Genomic DNA, 15,961 nt, shown 5'->3' with positions numbered 1-15,961 from the left:
TATTAAGGAGGAGCAAACCATGAAACAGGCTTTTGCAAAATTGACGGTATTTTTTGAGGATCCGTTTTGGATTGGCGTATGCGAGCGCGGTGACAGCGCTGGTTACGAGGCTTGCAAAATCGTATTTGGGGCAGAGCCCAAAGATGGCGAAATCTACGACTATCTGCTCAAAAATTACAACAAGCTGCAGTTCAGTCCATCGCTGGCAAACTTTTCGTCTGATGAAAAGCGTCCAAATCCTAAACGGCTTCAGCGCGAGATTTATCGCACAGTACACATGGCAGGGGTTGGCACAAAAGCCCAGCAAGCTTTAAAATTACAGCAGGAACAATGCAAGCTGGAGCGTAAAACCCGCAGCCGCACACAGCGGGAAGCTCAGCAATATCTGCGGTATACCCTGCGTCGGCAAAAGCAAAAAGAAAAACACAGAGGGCATTAATGCACTCTGTGTTTTTCTTTGCAGGGCTGTACAGGGGTTTCTCTGTGCGGCCCTGCTCAATCTAGCGGGCTTTTATACAAATGGTGATGGAGGTGAGTAAATTAGAGGAGGGTATAAAAGCCGGAATTGAAGGTATTTGATAGGCTATTTAAAAAGAGGTTTATACCAGATAATTTTGCGTTTTAGGCTTTTGCCAGGGCTGCCCCAAGGGCCTCACAATCTTCTGCTACGCTGCCCGCGGGTGCGCCGTTTGCAATAACCGGTGATGCAACCAGCCGTGCTCCCGCAGCTTCGCAATCTTCCGCCCAGCTTTGCATCCACTCGCCATTGCCCCAGCCGTAAGAACCGAACAGCACTACGGGCTTGCCCGAAAGAGAAGGTCGCACTGCGTCATACATCGGCTGAAATTCCGTTTCTTCCAGCTGCTCGGCCCCCATCGAAGGGCAGCCAAAGCCGATAGCTTCGTAGTCAGCGGCTTGTGCGGCAGTAAAATCTGCTGCTAAAATCAAGTCTGTGGGTTTACCGGCTGCCGCCGCGCCCTGCGCTGCAAGCTGCGCCATAGCCTCCGTATTTCCGGTGCCACTCCAGTAAACAATTGCAATTTTATTCATATCTTTGCTCCTTTCTGCAAAAGAAAAAATAACGTTTATGCTGCCACTACGAGGTCCAGCAGCGGGGTGCCTTCTGCAAACCGTTGCTTGTAAATGGCAGTGCATTTTTTATATCGTTCAAAGCACTTCTGTGCTTGTTGCGGGTCGCTGTAAGACTTCCAGTAACCGCTGCAGGTAAAGTTGAGCCCCTTGTTTTCGATAAAGCCAACAACATCACAGAGTGGATAACCCAGAAATACGCCAATCTCATGCGGGAACTCACTTTCCATACAAAGCCGTTGAGAAAGCTGTGCCAGCAAACTTTGCAGCTGGTGGGGTTCACGGTACCCGACCTTTTGCAAAAATGCCTGAGAGGCTGGCTCTTGCAGCAAAGCCGTAAGCCATTGTTCGCGGTAAAGATAAATGAGAAACGACCCGCTACGCATACATTCTTTTAAGATGCAAATACGAATACCATACGGTGCAAATTCTGCCGCCCATTTTTTTGTGCTGCGCAAGACTTCTGCTCGGCTCGCTGCCTCCACACGAAACAGGTTGGCCGGCTTTACCGCAGCAAGCGTAGGGGCACCGTGTTCGATTAATACCAGTTCAAAGGGTCGCTGCATGGTTTCTCCTATCTGCTACAAAGTACTATAATTTGTAGCTTTTCAGTTTAAGTTAGCTATGGCTAACCCACGCTCAAAAAAAATTATAAGGGTTATTCGGCAAGAATAATAAGGGAGGATGCGGGGCTTGCGTGAGTTAGCCATAACTAACTGTTTATGTTATATCATACTGCTGCCCTTGCTGTCAAGCAGAAAAGTAAAATATTTTTCTTTACTTTTCTGCAAATTCGTATTTTTCGGTTTACATCTTAGCGGTACCTGTTGTTATTCCTTTCTTCTATTTATTAGGTGAGGCACAGCAAATATCAGCCGGATGTAATAAGCTTGGTATGCCGGCTTGCCGTGGTTTGTCGCTGGTTTCTTTCCAGTTCCCTTTCGATGGCATAAAGATTATATCGCAGAACAAATGATAAAAGCCCATTACAGCGTAGTAACAAGCAGTTCGCAATGCCCAGAAAGCGTATAAGCGCCGCACCCTGCGGGCATAAACATTGTTTCCCCTTTGTTTAGAGAAGCATTCTGTCCATCCAATTCCACCTGCGCAGTGCCATTGGTGCAAAGCAGCGCATGATAGCTACGTGCATCTGCACAAAGCTGTGCACTGCTGCTTACCCTTATGCGCGTAACAGAAAAGTAGTCGCAAAGCCCCAACAAGGTTTCCGTATAGCCGTCCCGCTGAATCTCAGGTCCGAACGGTTCTGTATTCCGCTTGGGCGCGCATCGCTCTGTCACATCAAGAGCTTTGTCGATGTGCAACTCTCGCAGATTCCCATCCTTATCTCGGCGTTGATAGTCGAAAATGCGATAGGTAGAATTAGAGTTCTGCTGAATTTCTGCAATCACGATTCCAGCGCCGATGCCATGGAGGGTACCCGCATCGATAAACAATACGTCACCCGGCTGCACCTTTACGGCATTAATATCTTCCAGTAAGGTTCCATCCTGGATATGGGCACGAAAATCCGCCTTACTGATCTCTTTTTTAAATCCGTAAAGCAGCTCAGCACCCGGCTCTGCCGCCAACACATACCACATTTCGGTTTTGCCGTGTTCGTGCTCCACCCGCTGAGCATATTCCTCCGTAGGGTGCACCTGCACCGAAAGCTGTTGTTTCGCATCGATTAGTTTGATAAGAACCGGCAGTCCACCGGCAGGGCAAGCAGTCCCCAGAGCTTCCGGATGGGCAGAAAGAAATTCCGGCAGGGTTTTGCCCCGCCATTCCCCTTCTGCAATCACCGAGGGCCCGTCCTTATGTATCGAAAGTTCCCAGCTCTCCGCCAAAGGCGAAGTGTCGGTCTGCTTACCGAATTCTGTTTTCAGGCGTTCCCCGCCCCATAAATAATCTTTAAATGCAGGCATTAAACGAAACGGTTTCAGCATCTTCACATTACTCCTTGTATAAACACCTCAAGATAGTACCTATTATGGGATTATTCGATGGTAATTCCCAGGCCTGCCAACATTTCGAGCGCTTTTTCATGCGCCTCGCCTATGGCTGCGCAGAGATCTTTTTTCACCACAATGTTCGCACGTCGAAAGGCGGTTTGCAGCATTACGGCATTTGCCAGTACGCAGATATTAGTGACCACACCGCAGATAACTACCTCATCCGGCTCATCGCCTTCGAATAGCTGCTGAACAGCATATGGCAGCCCTGCGCTGCCAAAACCTGGCTTGTCCAACAAACTGGTAGCGGGGTGTTCTTCATATTTACGCAAAGCACCGTAAAGGTGCCAGCCCTCGCTGTTTTTAATGCAGTGAGGTACCGGCAGAAATTTACCTTCACGCGTTTCAAGATAATCCTTTGCATGCGTATCACGGGTAAAAATGACTTTGGTGCCTTCCTCAAGTGCTGCTTCCACGAGCGCTTCAATTCCGTTCTCCAGCTTTTTTGCCTCTTCAAAGCCAAGTGAGCCAGTCACAAAATCATTCTGATAATCGATTACAACAAGAATTTTTTTCATTTAAAAGTCTCCCATATAGTCAGTAATGCTAATCTGTTTGCCGCCGCGTGTATAAACGCGCGGAACCCGGCGCCCGATGTCGCACAAAATCTCATAGTTGACAGTGCCGCACTTTGCAGCAATATCATCAATTGAGTCTGCCGCACCACCACCGAAAACAGTGGCAACCTCGCCTTGTTTCACGCCGGGAATCTCGGTGACGTCTACCATCATCTGGTCCATACAAACCCGCCCTACCACACGCGCGGGCTTTCCGTGGATAGAAACGATACCTTTATCCGAAAGCGCACGCTGATAGCCGTCGGCATAGCCCACAGCAAGGGTTGCAATCGTCATATCTTTTTCGGCACGGAAGATACGCCCGTAGCTGATATCGTCACCCGCTTTAATTTTTTTAACCAGGCTGATGGTAGCTTTAATTTCCAGTGCACCGCAAAGCTCGGCACAGTTTACATCTGGCGAAGGTTGGTAGCCGTAAAGCACTACACCGGGGCGCACCAGGTCAAGCTGCATTTCGGGGTACATAAAGATGGCCGCACTGTTACAGCAATGCTTGATAGAAAAAGCAATGCCGCGTTCCGCCAAACGTTTGATGACATCACAGAATAAAGTATATTGAGTTTTGGTGTATGCAATATCCGATGGCTGTTTGGAGTCACTGACAGCAAAATGCGTAAAAACGCCTGTCGGGCATAGTCCGGGCAAGCGGGTCGCTTCGGCGATTTCAGTCAGTGCAGTTTCCAAATCGTCACGCGCCGCAAAGCCAATGCGTCCCATGCCGGTATCTACTTTGATATGAATGTTAACCGTGGTATGCGCCGCGACCGCCGCAGAAGAAAGCGCACGCGCATATTCCAGCGAATAAACGCTCTGGGTGATGGTATTGATAGAAAGCATCGCCGCCTTTTGCGGGCTGGTATAGCCCAATACCAATACGGGACGTGTCACACCCGCGCGGCGCAGCCGCATGGCCTCTGCAAAGCCGGAAACAGCAAATTTGTCAGCACCTGCCTCTTCCAGTACGTTTGCCACCACAGCGTCCCCGTGGCCATAGGCATCTGCTTTTACCACCGCCATAATTTGGCTTTTAGGGGCCTGCTTTTTAATCACTTTCAAATTGTGTTCGATTCTATCGAGATCGATCTCGGCCCAGCAACGTTTCTCAAATTCCATGTGATGACCGTTCCTTTTATTATATAGTAGTATATAAAGTATAAATACGCTATTAAAGGTAGTATAGCACAATTTAGGGTAAAATAAAATTCAAAAATAGCAATCGAGTAAACTAGAGCATATAAGAGGAAACAAGAGAAAACGAGAGCTTCTAAAATCTAAATTAAAAAATCCAAAAAATGCTGTTGACAGGCTATAAAAGCCCTGTTATAATAACAACTGTGCCCAAATTGGGCCTTTAAATTGTTCAAAGTTTTTTGAAGATACAAGATAACAGGAGGAAACACGTTATGAGCACTACTTTAGCGAAAGCTGGCAAAGTGGAACGCAAATGGTATATCATCGACGCTGCCGGCAAACCGCTGGGCCGCGTTGCTGCCAAAGCTGCTGTTCTTCTTCGCGGCAAAGATAAGGTCATCTTCACTCCGAATGTGGACTGTGGCGACCATGTCATCATCATCAACTGCGATAAAGCAGTTCTGACCGGCAACAAGCTGGACCAGAAATTCTACCGCACCCACTCCGGCTGGATCGGTGGTCTGAAAGAGATCAACTACCGCACCATGATGGCCAAAAATTCTGACAAAGCAATGATGGTTGCTGTCAAAGGCATGCTGCCCCACAATACGCTGGGTGCATCTGCTCTCAAACGTCTGCGCGTTTACAAGGGCGCAGAGCATGAGAATGCCGCACAGAAACCTGAACTGTATACACTGTAAGGGGGTAACGAAAGATGTACGAGACAAAACCATATTTTTACGGCACCGGCCGCCGCAAATCCTCCGTTGCCCGCGTTCGCGTATACAACGGCACTGGCAAAATCACAATCAATGACCGTGACATCGACGATTTCTTTGGTCTTGAGACCCTGAAACTTATCGTTCGTCAGCCGCTTCACCTGTCTGAAGTGGAAGGCAAATTCGACATCGTTGTCCGCGTTGCAGGCGGCGGTGTTTCCGGCCAGGCTGGCGCTATCCGCCACGGCCTCGCACGTGCTCTTCTGCAGTACGACGAGAACCTGCGCCCGGCACTCAAAAAAGCAGGCTTCCTGACCCGCGATCCGCGTATGAAGGAGCGTAAAAAGTACGGCCTCAAAGCTGCACGTCGCGCACCTCAGTTCAGCAAGCGCTAATTCTTTCAATAATCAAAAAGAGAGCTACCATATGGTGGCTCTCTTTTTTTATTGATTTTACATTTAATCGGGCATCTATTGATTTTCGAGTGTCAGCATTGATCAATATGGTAATTCGTTGTGAAAATTCTCAAAAAGCGTTTTTAAAGCTGAAGTCGTATCAACCCTTGTGTTAAAGATAATTTAATAGTGCAGACCTAAAGTATATTGCCACTAAAACAAGTTAATATAAATGTTTGAGCATAACTCCCGCATCTGGAGGCCGCTGAATGAATTACCGCAGATATTCTGTCATGCTCATCCTATTTGCAGATATCATTAGCAAGTATTGGGAGACTGCTCTTACCTAAAAAAGCCTACCGTGATAGTCATAATTCACAGACTGGAATGTTTACATCACCATTTGTGGAAAATGACAAATCTCGATAGACCTATTTTCTTGATGCAAGCAAATAACAGTGCAAACCTATCTGTATGCCACAGTAAATCGCAGCTATTTGCCAAACAGAAAACATGAATGGCACTATAATGTGGCACAACTCGCATGAAAAGTACCATGTTTATGTTTAGCCCAGCGCAGAAATGAGGACACCTATGACAATTAAAGCCAGTGCCAACACTTTTTTCTTGTTTAGCTTCTCTTTAAAAATTACCACACCAAAAATGGTAATGTAAATATAACTTGTGGTTTCAAGCACAGGGCCAAGGCTGACAGGGATGCCCTTATAAGCAACTACGCCGAGCAGTGTGGTGCTAAAGAATAAAAAGTAGGCAAAAATCACAAGCGGATTCAAGTATTCCGCCATCATATTTTTATACTTTTTCATCGCTGCTTTTTTCAGTAGTACTTGAGATACCGAGGCCACAAAGATAGAACCCAAACTAATAGCGATATAAGGAAGCATGGCATTGATACTATTCATTGTCTGTCTCCTTTTTCTCCTCATCACTAAAAGCAAAGAGCAATACCCCCGCCACAATAATGACGCATCCAATCATTTTGCCTACGGTGATTTTTTCATTAAAAATCAGCAGACCCCAGAGTAATCCCCATACCACTGTGACCGCCTTATTCGCATAAGCGGCTGTTAAAGGCATCCTTTTGATAATTTGCTGCCAAAACAACGCATAAACTGCTAAAATCACCAAAACTAACCCGTAAAACAAGCAAAATTTAAAACTTAAAAAAGGCTGTTTAGAGGCAAGCTTACTGCAAACAGAAGAAAGGCTGAACAGCACAATTAACAAGTGCAATGCCAAATACATTTTAGGGCTGGTCTTATTTTTCATCGGCTTGCTCCTCAAAATTGAATCGTTTTTCTTCCACAACAAGCGGACGATGCATCAAGCGTTGATTCATACTGAGAATGTACTCACCCAAAAGACCAATAAACATCAATTGAATGCCACCCATCAAAAATACACCGATTAAAATTGGCGTAGTGCCAGCAATAAAGCGATTCCACCATACCAACTTCATGATGAGATAAACTAATGCTACCACGCAAGAAATACCACTTGCCAAAAAGCCTACTAAAGTTGCAAGGCGAAGGCCGATTTTCGTGTAGCTCGTAAAACTAAGCATTGCTGCATCGTAGAGGGTATACCAGTTGTTATGGGTTTTTCCGGCACGACGTTTGGGCTGTTCAAACGGAATATCCTTTCGATCAGGTCCAAGCTCTGCCACAATGCCGCGCATAAATGGGGTGGAATCGTCCAGCTTGCGCAGCGTTTCGATAAAACTATGGTCGTATAAACCAAAACCGGTAAAATGTTCGATTTGTTCTACCGAACTCATCTTTTTAATTGTTTTGTAATAGCAACTCCTCAAGAAATACATCAGGTGAGATTCTTTACTGGAGGTTTTGATGGCACAAACCACCTTATACCCCTGTTCCCATTCATGTACAAATTTCGGAATCATCGAAGGGGGATCTTGAAAGTCTGCCGACATGCTTACAGCACAATCGCCCGTTGTTTGCAGCAAACCATAATAGGGGCTATTAAACTGACCAAAGTTTTTAGAGTTAAAAATAGCTTTTACGCACTTATCCTCTGCACAAAGTCCCTGTAGCAAAATCCGCGTTTTGTCCGTAGATTTGTTATCAATAAATACAATTTCGTAGTTGTACTCTGGCAGCTCTTTTTGGATGACTCCACGCACGGCTTCGCAGATTGCAACAACATTTTCTTCTTCATTGTAACAAGGAATCAAAACTGATACTGTTTTTTTATCGCTCATTTTCTCGTTTCCTTTACCCAGTCAATTGTCTTCCGGATGCCGGTTTCAAAATCCATTTGCGGCATAAATCCAGTGTCTGCGGTCAACGCAGAAATATCTGCCTCCAGATGCATCACTTGCCCCTCCATATACGGGCGCTTACCCAAACCTGCATTAAGTGACGGGTTGATGGCATCTCGAATGGCGAGAATATACTCTTTAAGCGGACGAACGGTGCCTCCACCAAGCGGATACACCGCTCCATCGTGCCCCTTTTCTCCAGCAAGGAGAATCGCATGTGCGGCATCTTCGCTATACAGGTAGTCCCACATCTGCTCCCCGGCGGTAAATGCTGTTTCTTTGCCGTCCAAAAAGCTCTCAATGGCACTACCAACCAGCGTATAGGCGTTATCTCCGGGTCCGTAGATACTCAAAATGCGCACCCATACATGTCGCAAGCCTAATTTTTTACATTCTACGCGGCTCATTTCGCCTGCACACAGCTTTGCCATACCATATCCATTTTCAGGAAAGGTTGGGGTTTCGGGGCGAAGCTTGCCCTCTACCCGGCCATACTCCGCTTGACTGCCTGCGCCTACAAATACATTGCAGCCCATCGCTGCCGCCGCACGCACAGCATGTACTGTGCCGGTAATATTGCCTATCTGGCTATCCATATCATTGCGTCCGCCGCCAAAAGCATCTGCCCACGCTAAATGAAAAAAGCAGTTCCACTCATGATTAGCTAGTTTTTCCGGCAATGTGGAAATTTCATCTACTCCACATTCCACTAACGAAAGCATAGGCGAATCCGGCAAGTTTGCAAGCTTTTTTGTGCCGGGCCGCACAACCGCAAGAACTTGGGTACCTTGCGCAATCAACTGTTTTGCAAGGGTGCTTCCAATCATTCCTGTTGCGCCCGTGATAATCGCTTTTTTTATCATGTCAATTCCCCTCTTATCCAGCTTGTTGCTTCTGCCACTGTATATGCACAAAAAGCCACTCGTGGATCGGTAATATCTTCGGGTTTGGTTTGGCCCCAGGCAGCTAACACACAAGGAATCCCTGCATTTGCTGCGGTATCCAAATCGGTTTTTCCATCTCCCACATAAATCGCCTCATCAAGGGTACAATGTGCGGCTTGACAAATGCGTATGACTCCATCAGGGTCTGGCTTGGAGGGGCGTGTGTCATCATAACCTACAACGGCACAAAACGGAACATCAGGAAACAATTTTGCGACGAGGGCATCGGTCAGTTGTTGCCCTTTATTGGTATGCACCGCTAATTTAGCCCCGGCACTTTGTACCATCGCTATCATTTCCATAATGCCCAAATAGGGCTTGGTGTTCGGCTTGTCACTTGCAAGGTATCGTTCACGATAAGCCGTTTTCACTTGGTCTATTATTTTCGCATCTTCTTTTGCCGCTGGTGGCAGCATACGAGAGACAACGGTTTCCAGATTGCCGCCTACAAAATTGTCAAACGCTTTCAAGGAATGCCCCGGCTGACCACAGGCAGCCAGGGCCCCATTGAAGCAAATTGCTACGTCGGTAATCGTGTCTACTAAGGTTCCATCAAAATCAAAAATAACCAGTTTTTTCATTTGTCTGATCTCAGCCTTCAAAATGATTGGCACGATATTCTTCTTCGGGCAGGAACGGGAACATATCATCGAGCTTTGGCGATACAATCTTGCCATCGGGCAAAACTTTGGAAGAAAGTTTGGGCGCAAAGTTTTGTGTTTCGTCTACAACTACTTCGCAAAGTACAGGCCCTTCCACCGCAAGCAGTTCTGCCAGTGTAGCCTGAGCGCTCGCTTCGTTGTCAATGCGTCGATATGGAATCCCAAATGCATCCGCCAGCTTTGCAAAATCCGGAAAACCTACACCACTTTCCGGCCCGACACCTATCAAAGGCGGCTGAAAAATATTGGTCTGGGTCTGACGAATGGAGTGATATCCTGCGTTATTTAACAGAATGATTTTCATATTCTGTTTGTGGAGTGCCACAGTCGCAAGCTCTTGAATATTCATCATAATGCTTCCGTCGCCATCCACACAGATTACCCGACCGTCTTTTTTTGCGACAGCGGCGCCAAGTGCGCCAGGCAGGCCATAGCCCATCGCTGCACAACCAGAGTTGGTAAACATGCGCTGACCCTGTTTGATTTTGCTTGCTTGGAATGTCATAACACATGCGCTGCCATTGCCGCAGACAATCGTATCATTTTTATCCAATGCATCAAACATCTGATCCATAAATACATATGGATTCAGCTTTTCACTGCCGTGGTATTCAGGCAATGCTGCCGGGTAGCGCGCATTGATGGTACGGCACCAAGACAGCCACGCTTCATGCGCCGCAACCGGTGTATAATCTTCTTGCAGCAATGCACCCAGTACCTGTTTTACATCTCCGTGAATCGGAAGATCAGGTACAATGGTCGGCTTTTTCAATTCTTTTTCATCAATATCGACCACGATTTTATAAGCGTTTTCTGCAAATTGACGCTTGTTGTAGCTAATCATCCGGATATTGAGCCGGCAGCCCAGAGAAAGAAGCAAATCACAGTTTTGCACTACAAAATTGCCGCCACGGGTGCCAACGGTGCCGGGCATACCTGCAAAATAAGGGCTGTCTGCGCCTACCACATCGTTTGCATTCCACGCAGTAACAATCGGCAATTGCATTTTTTCCGCAAAACGAAGCAGCTCATTTTCTGCGTCACCCAACCGGATGCCAGTACCAACCAAAATCAAGGGACGTTTTGCAGCCGCAATCTTCGCCAAAATACTCTGAGCTTCTTGCGCACACAGCGAAGGAATCGCTGGTGCCGCCTCTTTCGCTGCATCAAAATGAACGAGGTCGTCCGTTTCGATTTTTGCACCTTGCACGTCGAGCGGCACATCTACCCACACCGGACCGCCGCGGCCTTCTTTCGCAAGATACAAGGCTTTTTCCAGATGATAGGCAATCTCATTTTCATTGGTCACCATGACCGCATATTTCGTCATGTTTGCAACGGTGTGTACAATGTCAAATTCCTGATCGCCAAGCTGGCGCAGGCCAAGCTCAGGAACAGACCAGATGGTCGTTTCGCGTTTGACCTGACCCGAAAGAATAAACATCGGGATAGAATCTAACCAGCCGCCCATGGCGCCGGTAATCGCATTGGTACCACCCGGGCCACTTGTCACACAGCAAACTGCCAGCTTGCCAGTAAGGCGAGTGTAGGCTTCTGCGGCAATCGAGCAAGCCTGCTCGTGGTGATTGTAGGTTACGGTGAGTGCGTTATGATGCCCCAGCGCATCATTCATGTGCATGGCACCGCCGCCGGTAACGGAAAAAACATCCGTAATCTCATTTTTCGCAAAGAAATCCGCAATATAATCGGCTACTCTTACTTTCATTCGTTGATTCTCCCCTGCACTGTTTCTTAATCTTGATAATGCGAACGAGTCACAAACGTGACCTCAATTTGATCTGCATGTTCTGCCAGGAATTTTTTCGCATAAGCGTTCAAATACTCCGCTTTTTCTTTTGCGAAACTGTATTCCATGTTGGTATTAAAATAGTTTTCTTCTTCTTCCCGCGCAGTATAGCCGTCAAATCCCGCCAAAAGAATTTTGGTGACACCAGATGCCATCAATACTTTTAACATCATGATCAGAGAGTTATCGGGAATTTCGGTTTTCTCGTCAATCAAATTGCTGTAATTCAGCTCATACTCAAAAGTGCCTTCCGCTTTTGTCACGTTAGAAGTGGCGATCAGCGGCATGTTTTTATTGGCGGGGTCTGCAAGACGAGTACTCAGCTGTGCATAGCGCTTGGAATTAGTCAAGAAGAGATAATCCGGCTTAAACTGCTTGGGCATAAAGTTGACAGAAATAATCACTGGGTCACAATTATTCAGGCAGTCCCCAATTAAATTGGCCTGCTGTACCAAGTTTTTGCCCGGGCCTAATACCAGCACGGTCTTGCCCGCAAGTTGTGCTTTTAGCTGGCTCCGTGCTTGAGAGTCTTCACACTCTGTCTTCTGATAGTCGAGATAAAGCTGCTCAATCAATTTTTTATCATACAGCAGCTTGCTTTCGCCCTGTAAATGCGGCAAAATCTCATTGATGGATTTAATCGAAAGCGTCCGCTTGTTCATCAGATAAGACACATAGCTGGGGTGGCAATGGTTGGATGCCGCCACATAATAAAACAGGTTATAACCCCACGGAATATGGCGATAGATTTCCATAATATTGTTTTCAATTGCTTCCAGCATCTGACCTACGTCGTACTGCTTGCCTAAATTGTCGTTCATATACATGCCCAGCAACTCAAGCGGTGCATTGCCAGCGCTTTTGCCCATACCATATAACGTACCGTCTACAAGAATGGTGCGTTCGGTATCGGTGTGCAGCATTTTGATGCAGTTCGCATATCCCATCTGGAAGTTGTTATGCGCATGGTAGCCAATGCAGATTTCCGGGTCAAGATTGTGGTCCAGAATATCAAAAATATGAGAAAGGTTTTCCTGATGCATCAAGCCATAGGTATCCACCATAGAAACTGCATAGGGCTTGACACTGTTCACCAAGTCAATCAATTCCAGCAATTCTTTATCGTTATAGCTGGTAACCGACACGAGCTGTGCGAAAACCTGGTATCCTAGGTCTTTGATTTGCTTGCAAAATGCCAGCGCTTCGTGCATGAGGTGTTTTTTAAAAATCACACGAATACCATCCAGATAGCTCTCATTACAAGGCTGAATCTGCTCGATTCCGCAAGTGCCATAGTCGATCATTCCGACCACCATTGCACTGCCTTTATCCACCCCACCGTATATCTTGCCGGCACTAGCCGTATCCGGCATAATACTGCGATTAATATCAAAGGCACGACGCTCGTCTAAAAATCCAATTTCAATTGCATCCACTTTGGTGCTGACAAGGCGTTCAAATACGCTAATTAGCGTATCATGGCCAAACTCCCAGTCATTGATATAGCCCCCATCGCGCAGCGTACAATCCAGTAATTTTACATTTTTCATAACTGTTTCCTTTCTCGGTGCTTTTTGAAGCAATCTTCAAGCTGCACAACTTCCGCTTTTCCGTATTAGCCTTAGAAATCCCACCTAACGATGATCCATTTTCATAACATCTGTAACAGCTTACTTTTCACGGTATCACTTTTCGTACAGACAGCACCTAACGGCTTAGCCAGTAGGTGCTGTCTGGTAGAGTAAGGAGTAAGCATAATCTGTATTCACAATCTTCCGGCGCTACGCAATTAATGCAAATCTTGAACACCAGTTTGGATTTTGTAGCTCATTACTTCAGCGTCCAAAAGCACTCTTGGATTTCTTATGGAATTAACCTACTAACGAAGTTTCAGCTGTGACAATTTGGAAGTACAATTCTCGAGGATCCTCAGGTGCTGATATGCGCTGAGTTGTAGTTGTCATAACCAGTTTATTGTCGCCTGTTTTCAAGGGCAATTTTAAATCAAGATTGAGCCGGGAGTTTTCTGAATCTACTGGTGTCTGAAATATGATTTGGTCATTCAGCTTAACGGTAAATTGCCCAGGGGTTTCTGCGTTACTCACAATCAGCTTTGTCTTAAGTTCTGCGTCCACCTGATGCTCTACGTTAGAGTTGATTGTATATTGCGCTTCTTTTTGACACCAAGTAAAGTTTGACTCGGGAGCGTATACACCTTCTACTGGATAAAGAGAAATAGAATCTGGCTTATAATAAGTAGATTTAATCGGATACCCATCATTTAAACGATAAACACCATAATCGCCTATTCTTCCAATCATGGTATATTGTGTGTTTGCGACGCTGTGAAACCAATCTACAATTTCACGTTGCTTTAACAATTTCCCATCACGAAATACATCTTCGTGCACCTCGATACAATAAGGAATCGTTTCCCAGATGATAATATCCGGCGGATTTTCTTTTAAACGTGATACTTCTTCTTCGACATAGCTATCTGCGGAAACGTCATAAAACAGAACCGGCATAAATGTACTCATTTTATACCGATTGGTTAGCACGTTAAAAATTTTAATATGAGGATACCCCCATACTACATCATCTTCATCACTGTTTTCTTCCACCAGTTTGGTGATTTCTTCATAGATTTCCTTTTGTTCTGCGGATAGCTTTAAACCTTTTAGTGCAGGGATGTCTACGGGATAAATCTTCTCATGAACAGAATAGTCAGTCCATCCCCACCATGTATATGCGCTATTGCACTTTTGGGCAATACAAACAACGGATAATAAGACGCAAGTACTTCCCAATAAAAATTTCCAAATCGTCACAATTCCTCTTTGATCTATTTTAAAAGAAAATACGCAGCAGATAAGCAGGGGAAGGGTGAGATTGAAAATCCGAGCGTCTATCTGGCCATTTGTAGTCATAACGAAAGCATATATCATACTCAAGCCACCACTAGTGAAAAAAAATAGCGCATCACTTCGGGAATCTTTTCTAGAGAAAAAATAAAAACACAGGCCAATTGTAATAAAAAATACAATTGTGGAGAAATCGCTTTCGATTAAGGTGTAAATTAACGTTTTTTCAGTCTGTGTCTGTTGCACAAAATCGGTCGTGAACGATTCATTACGAAAAACGGAGATTGCGGATATCACTGTGCCCAAGGCTATACTGAGTACTTCGATTGAGAGAGGTATTTTTTTGTTTTTATAACTTTTAAGTAGCTCAATGGTAATAAACGGTAGCAATGAAGCAAATATGATAAAACATTCGAGCGGATACTTTTGAAACAGCAAAAGCAACTCCACAATGCAGTCCTGATAACCGATCAAAATCGAGACTAGAACCACCATTAAACCAATTTTTTTTGCATAAAATGACCACTTGGTGCTTTTATGCCGTGCAGAATAATATTTGAAAAGTAAAGTAACCCCAATAATAAGAAGTGCCATCTGTAAGGCTCGGTATTTGGTAAACTGTAAAATCAAACGCCCCAGCATAATATTATACATTGAGCCTTTTCCGTCTACGTTCAAAAACACTTGCTCTACAAAAGGTTGAAAAGCATTGTTGCTAGCCAAATAAACAAACACTGGAATAATGGTTAATATAAGCCCTGCAGCAATCGCACCGCAATAGCTTAAATAGTGTTTGTCTCTATATTTAAAACAGAAAGCACTGAAGCAAAGAAAAAAAACTGCAAAGTTAGCTACAAAGACCGGCTGTTTTAATAAGAACATACCGCCTAATATAATGCCACCTATCAGCAAAAAAGAATACCTGCTGTTGTTTCCTTTGCGGTCGGCAAATCCCGTAGCACAGTAAATTAAAAGTAACGTAAATAAAAACTGTGTTTGATTGTAGTCACCAAACAAATCGTAGACATTCCCCGTGATTAAGACACCTGTAAATGCGCATCCGAGCCAGACTACACTGCTGTTAAAGTACCGTGAAAGATAGTTGAACACAAGTAGTAGAATTCCAATACGCTCTGCAAGGCGCCAAGCTCTGTATACCAAGAGCAACCCACCAGACAATCGCCACAGTAACGCATCAACCCAGATATTTAGAGGGGGAAGATAATAATAAAAGTCTCGATATGGAACCATACCGGATCCGATTAATTCTGCATAATTGATGCCCCACCCCTCTGTAGTTGGATAGGTGTTGAAAAAATATAACGACGAGTAGAACAAAATTACAGCTACTAACGCTATCGCCCAAGCAAATTTAACGCTTCTTTTTTGCACTATAAAACCTCTGCTTTGTTTTGACAATAGTTTCTCCAATAATACCTTTCCTTCCGCAGGGAAGAT

The 15,961-nt window shown here is 45.3% G+C and carries 16 protein-coding genes; 3 read left to right on the top strand and 13 right to left on the bottom strand.

The window, feature by feature from the left end:
- Positions 1-19: 19 nt before the first annotated feature.
- A complete protein-coding gene (locus C1A11_RS07670; protein ID WP_102049895.1) occupies positions 20-439 on the top strand; it encodes a YjdF family protein in 420 nt (139 codons plus the stop codon).
- A 182-nt stretch (positions 440-621) separates the two neighbouring features.
- On the opposite strand, the gene C1A11_RS07665 is transcribed toward C1A11_RS07670, so the two are convergent.
- From C1A11_RS07665 to alr, 5 genes are all read right to left on the bottom strand, one after another.
- The gene (locus tag C1A11_RS07665) at positions 622-1,050 is read right to left on the bottom strand and encodes a flavodoxin (protein WP_102049894.1); all 429 of its coding nucleotides are present in this window, start codon (positions 1,048-1,050) and stop codon (positions 622-624) included.
- Between the two features lie 35 nt (positions 1,051-1,085).
- Positions 1,086-1,655, bottom strand: coding sequence for a DUF3793 family protein (locus C1A11_RS07660; RefSeq protein ID WP_102049893.1), 570 nt, complete (start codon positions 1,653-1,655; stop codon positions 1,086-1,088).
- A 420-nt stretch (positions 1,656-2,075) separates the two neighbouring features.
- Positions 2,076-3,035 carry a type I phosphomannose isomerase catalytic subunit gene (locus C1A11_RS07655; protein WP_102049892.1) on the bottom strand — a complete coding sequence of 320 codons (960 nt, stop codon included), beginning with the start codon at positions 3,033-3,035 and terminating at the stop codon, positions 2,076-2,078.
- A 50-nt stretch (positions 3,036-3,085) separates the two neighbouring features.
- Entirely contained in the window at positions 3,086-3,619 is a 534-nt protein-coding gene (locus tag C1A11_RS07650; RefSeq protein WP_102049891.1) for a cysteine hydrolase family protein, read from the bottom strand.
- Positions 3,620-4,792 (bottom strand): alanine racemase, encoded by a 1,173-nt coding sequence (alr, locus tag C1A11_RS07645; protein WP_102049890.1) that lies wholly within the window; start codon positions 4,790-4,792, stop codon positions 3,620-3,622.
- A 290-nt stretch (positions 4,793-5,082) separates the two neighbouring features.
- On the opposite strand from alr, the gene rplM reads away from it, so the two are divergent.
- Together rplM and rpsI are read left to right on the top strand one after the other, a co-directional pair.
- Positions 5,083-5,511, top strand: a complete 429-nt coding sequence (rplM, locus tag C1A11_RS07640) for a 50S ribosomal protein L13 (RefSeq protein ID WP_102049889.1) — start codon at positions 5,083-5,085, stop codon at positions 5,509-5,511.
- Positions 5,512-5,525: 14 nt separating this feature from the next.
- A complete protein-coding gene (rpsI, locus tag C1A11_RS07635; RefSeq protein ID WP_102049888.1) occupies positions 5,526-5,924 on the top strand; it encodes a 30S ribosomal protein S9 in 399 nt (132 codons plus the stop codon).
- A gap of 566 nt (positions 5,925-6,490) precedes the next feature.
- Here the strand turns inward: rpsI and C1A11_RS07630 are convergent.
- The 8 genes from C1A11_RS07630 to C1A11_RS07595 form a co-directional block, all read right to left on the bottom strand.
- Positions 6,491-6,847 carry an EamA family transporter gene (locus C1A11_RS07630; RefSeq protein WP_102049887.1) on the bottom strand — a complete coding sequence of 119 codons (357 nt, stop codon included), beginning with the start codon at positions 6,845-6,847 and terminating at the stop codon, positions 6,491-6,493.
- Positions 6,840-7,214, bottom strand: coding sequence for an EamA family transporter (locus tag C1A11_RS07625; RefSeq protein WP_102049886.1), 375 nt, complete (start codon positions 7,212-7,214; stop codon positions 6,840-6,842). The genes C1A11_RS07630 and C1A11_RS07625 overlap by 8 nt, the downstream gene beginning before the upstream one ends.
- A complete protein-coding gene (locus C1A11_RS07620) occupies positions 7,204-8,166 on the bottom strand; it encodes a glycosyltransferase family 2 protein (RefSeq protein WP_102049885.1) in 963 nt (320 codons plus the stop codon). Before C1A11_RS07620 ends, C1A11_RS07625 begins: the two co-directional genes overlap by 11 nt.
- Entirely contained in the window at positions 8,163-9,089 is a 927-nt protein-coding gene (locus C1A11_RS07615; protein ID WP_102049884.1) for an NAD-dependent epimerase/dehydratase family protein, read from the bottom strand. Before C1A11_RS07615 ends, C1A11_RS07620 begins: the two co-directional genes overlap by 4 nt.
- Entirely contained in the window at positions 9,086-9,751 is a 666-nt protein-coding gene (locus tag C1A11_RS07610; protein ID WP_180950285.1) for an HAD family hydrolase, read from the bottom strand. Before C1A11_RS07610 ends, C1A11_RS07615 begins: the two co-directional genes overlap by 4 nt.
- 10 nt (positions 9,752-9,761) lie before the next feature.
- Positions 9,762-11,558, bottom strand: coding sequence for a thiamine pyrophosphate-binding protein (locus tag C1A11_RS07605; RefSeq protein WP_102049883.1), 1,797 nt, complete (start codon positions 11,556-11,558; stop codon positions 9,762-9,764).
- 26 nt (positions 11,559-11,584) lie between these two features.
- A complete protein-coding gene (locus C1A11_RS07600) occupies positions 11,585-13,189 on the bottom strand; it encodes an aldolase catalytic domain-containing protein (RefSeq protein WP_102049882.1) in 1,605 nt (534 codons plus the stop codon).
- A gap of 321 nt (positions 13,190-13,510) precedes the next feature.
- A complete protein-coding gene (locus C1A11_RS07595; RefSeq protein ID WP_102049881.1) occupies positions 13,511-15,934 on the bottom strand; it encodes a glycosyltransferase family 39 protein in 2,424 nt (807 codons plus the stop codon).
- Between the last annotated feature and the right edge of the window lie 27 nt (positions 15,935-15,961).

The organism is Pygmaiobacter massiliensis (assembly GCF_900199435.1).
GTDB classification, from domain to species: domain Bacteria; phylum Bacillota; class Clostridia; order Oscillospirales; family Ruminococcaceae; genus Pygmaiobacter; species Pygmaiobacter massiliensis.
This window is presented reverse-complemented; position numbering and strand designations above follow the sequence as displayed.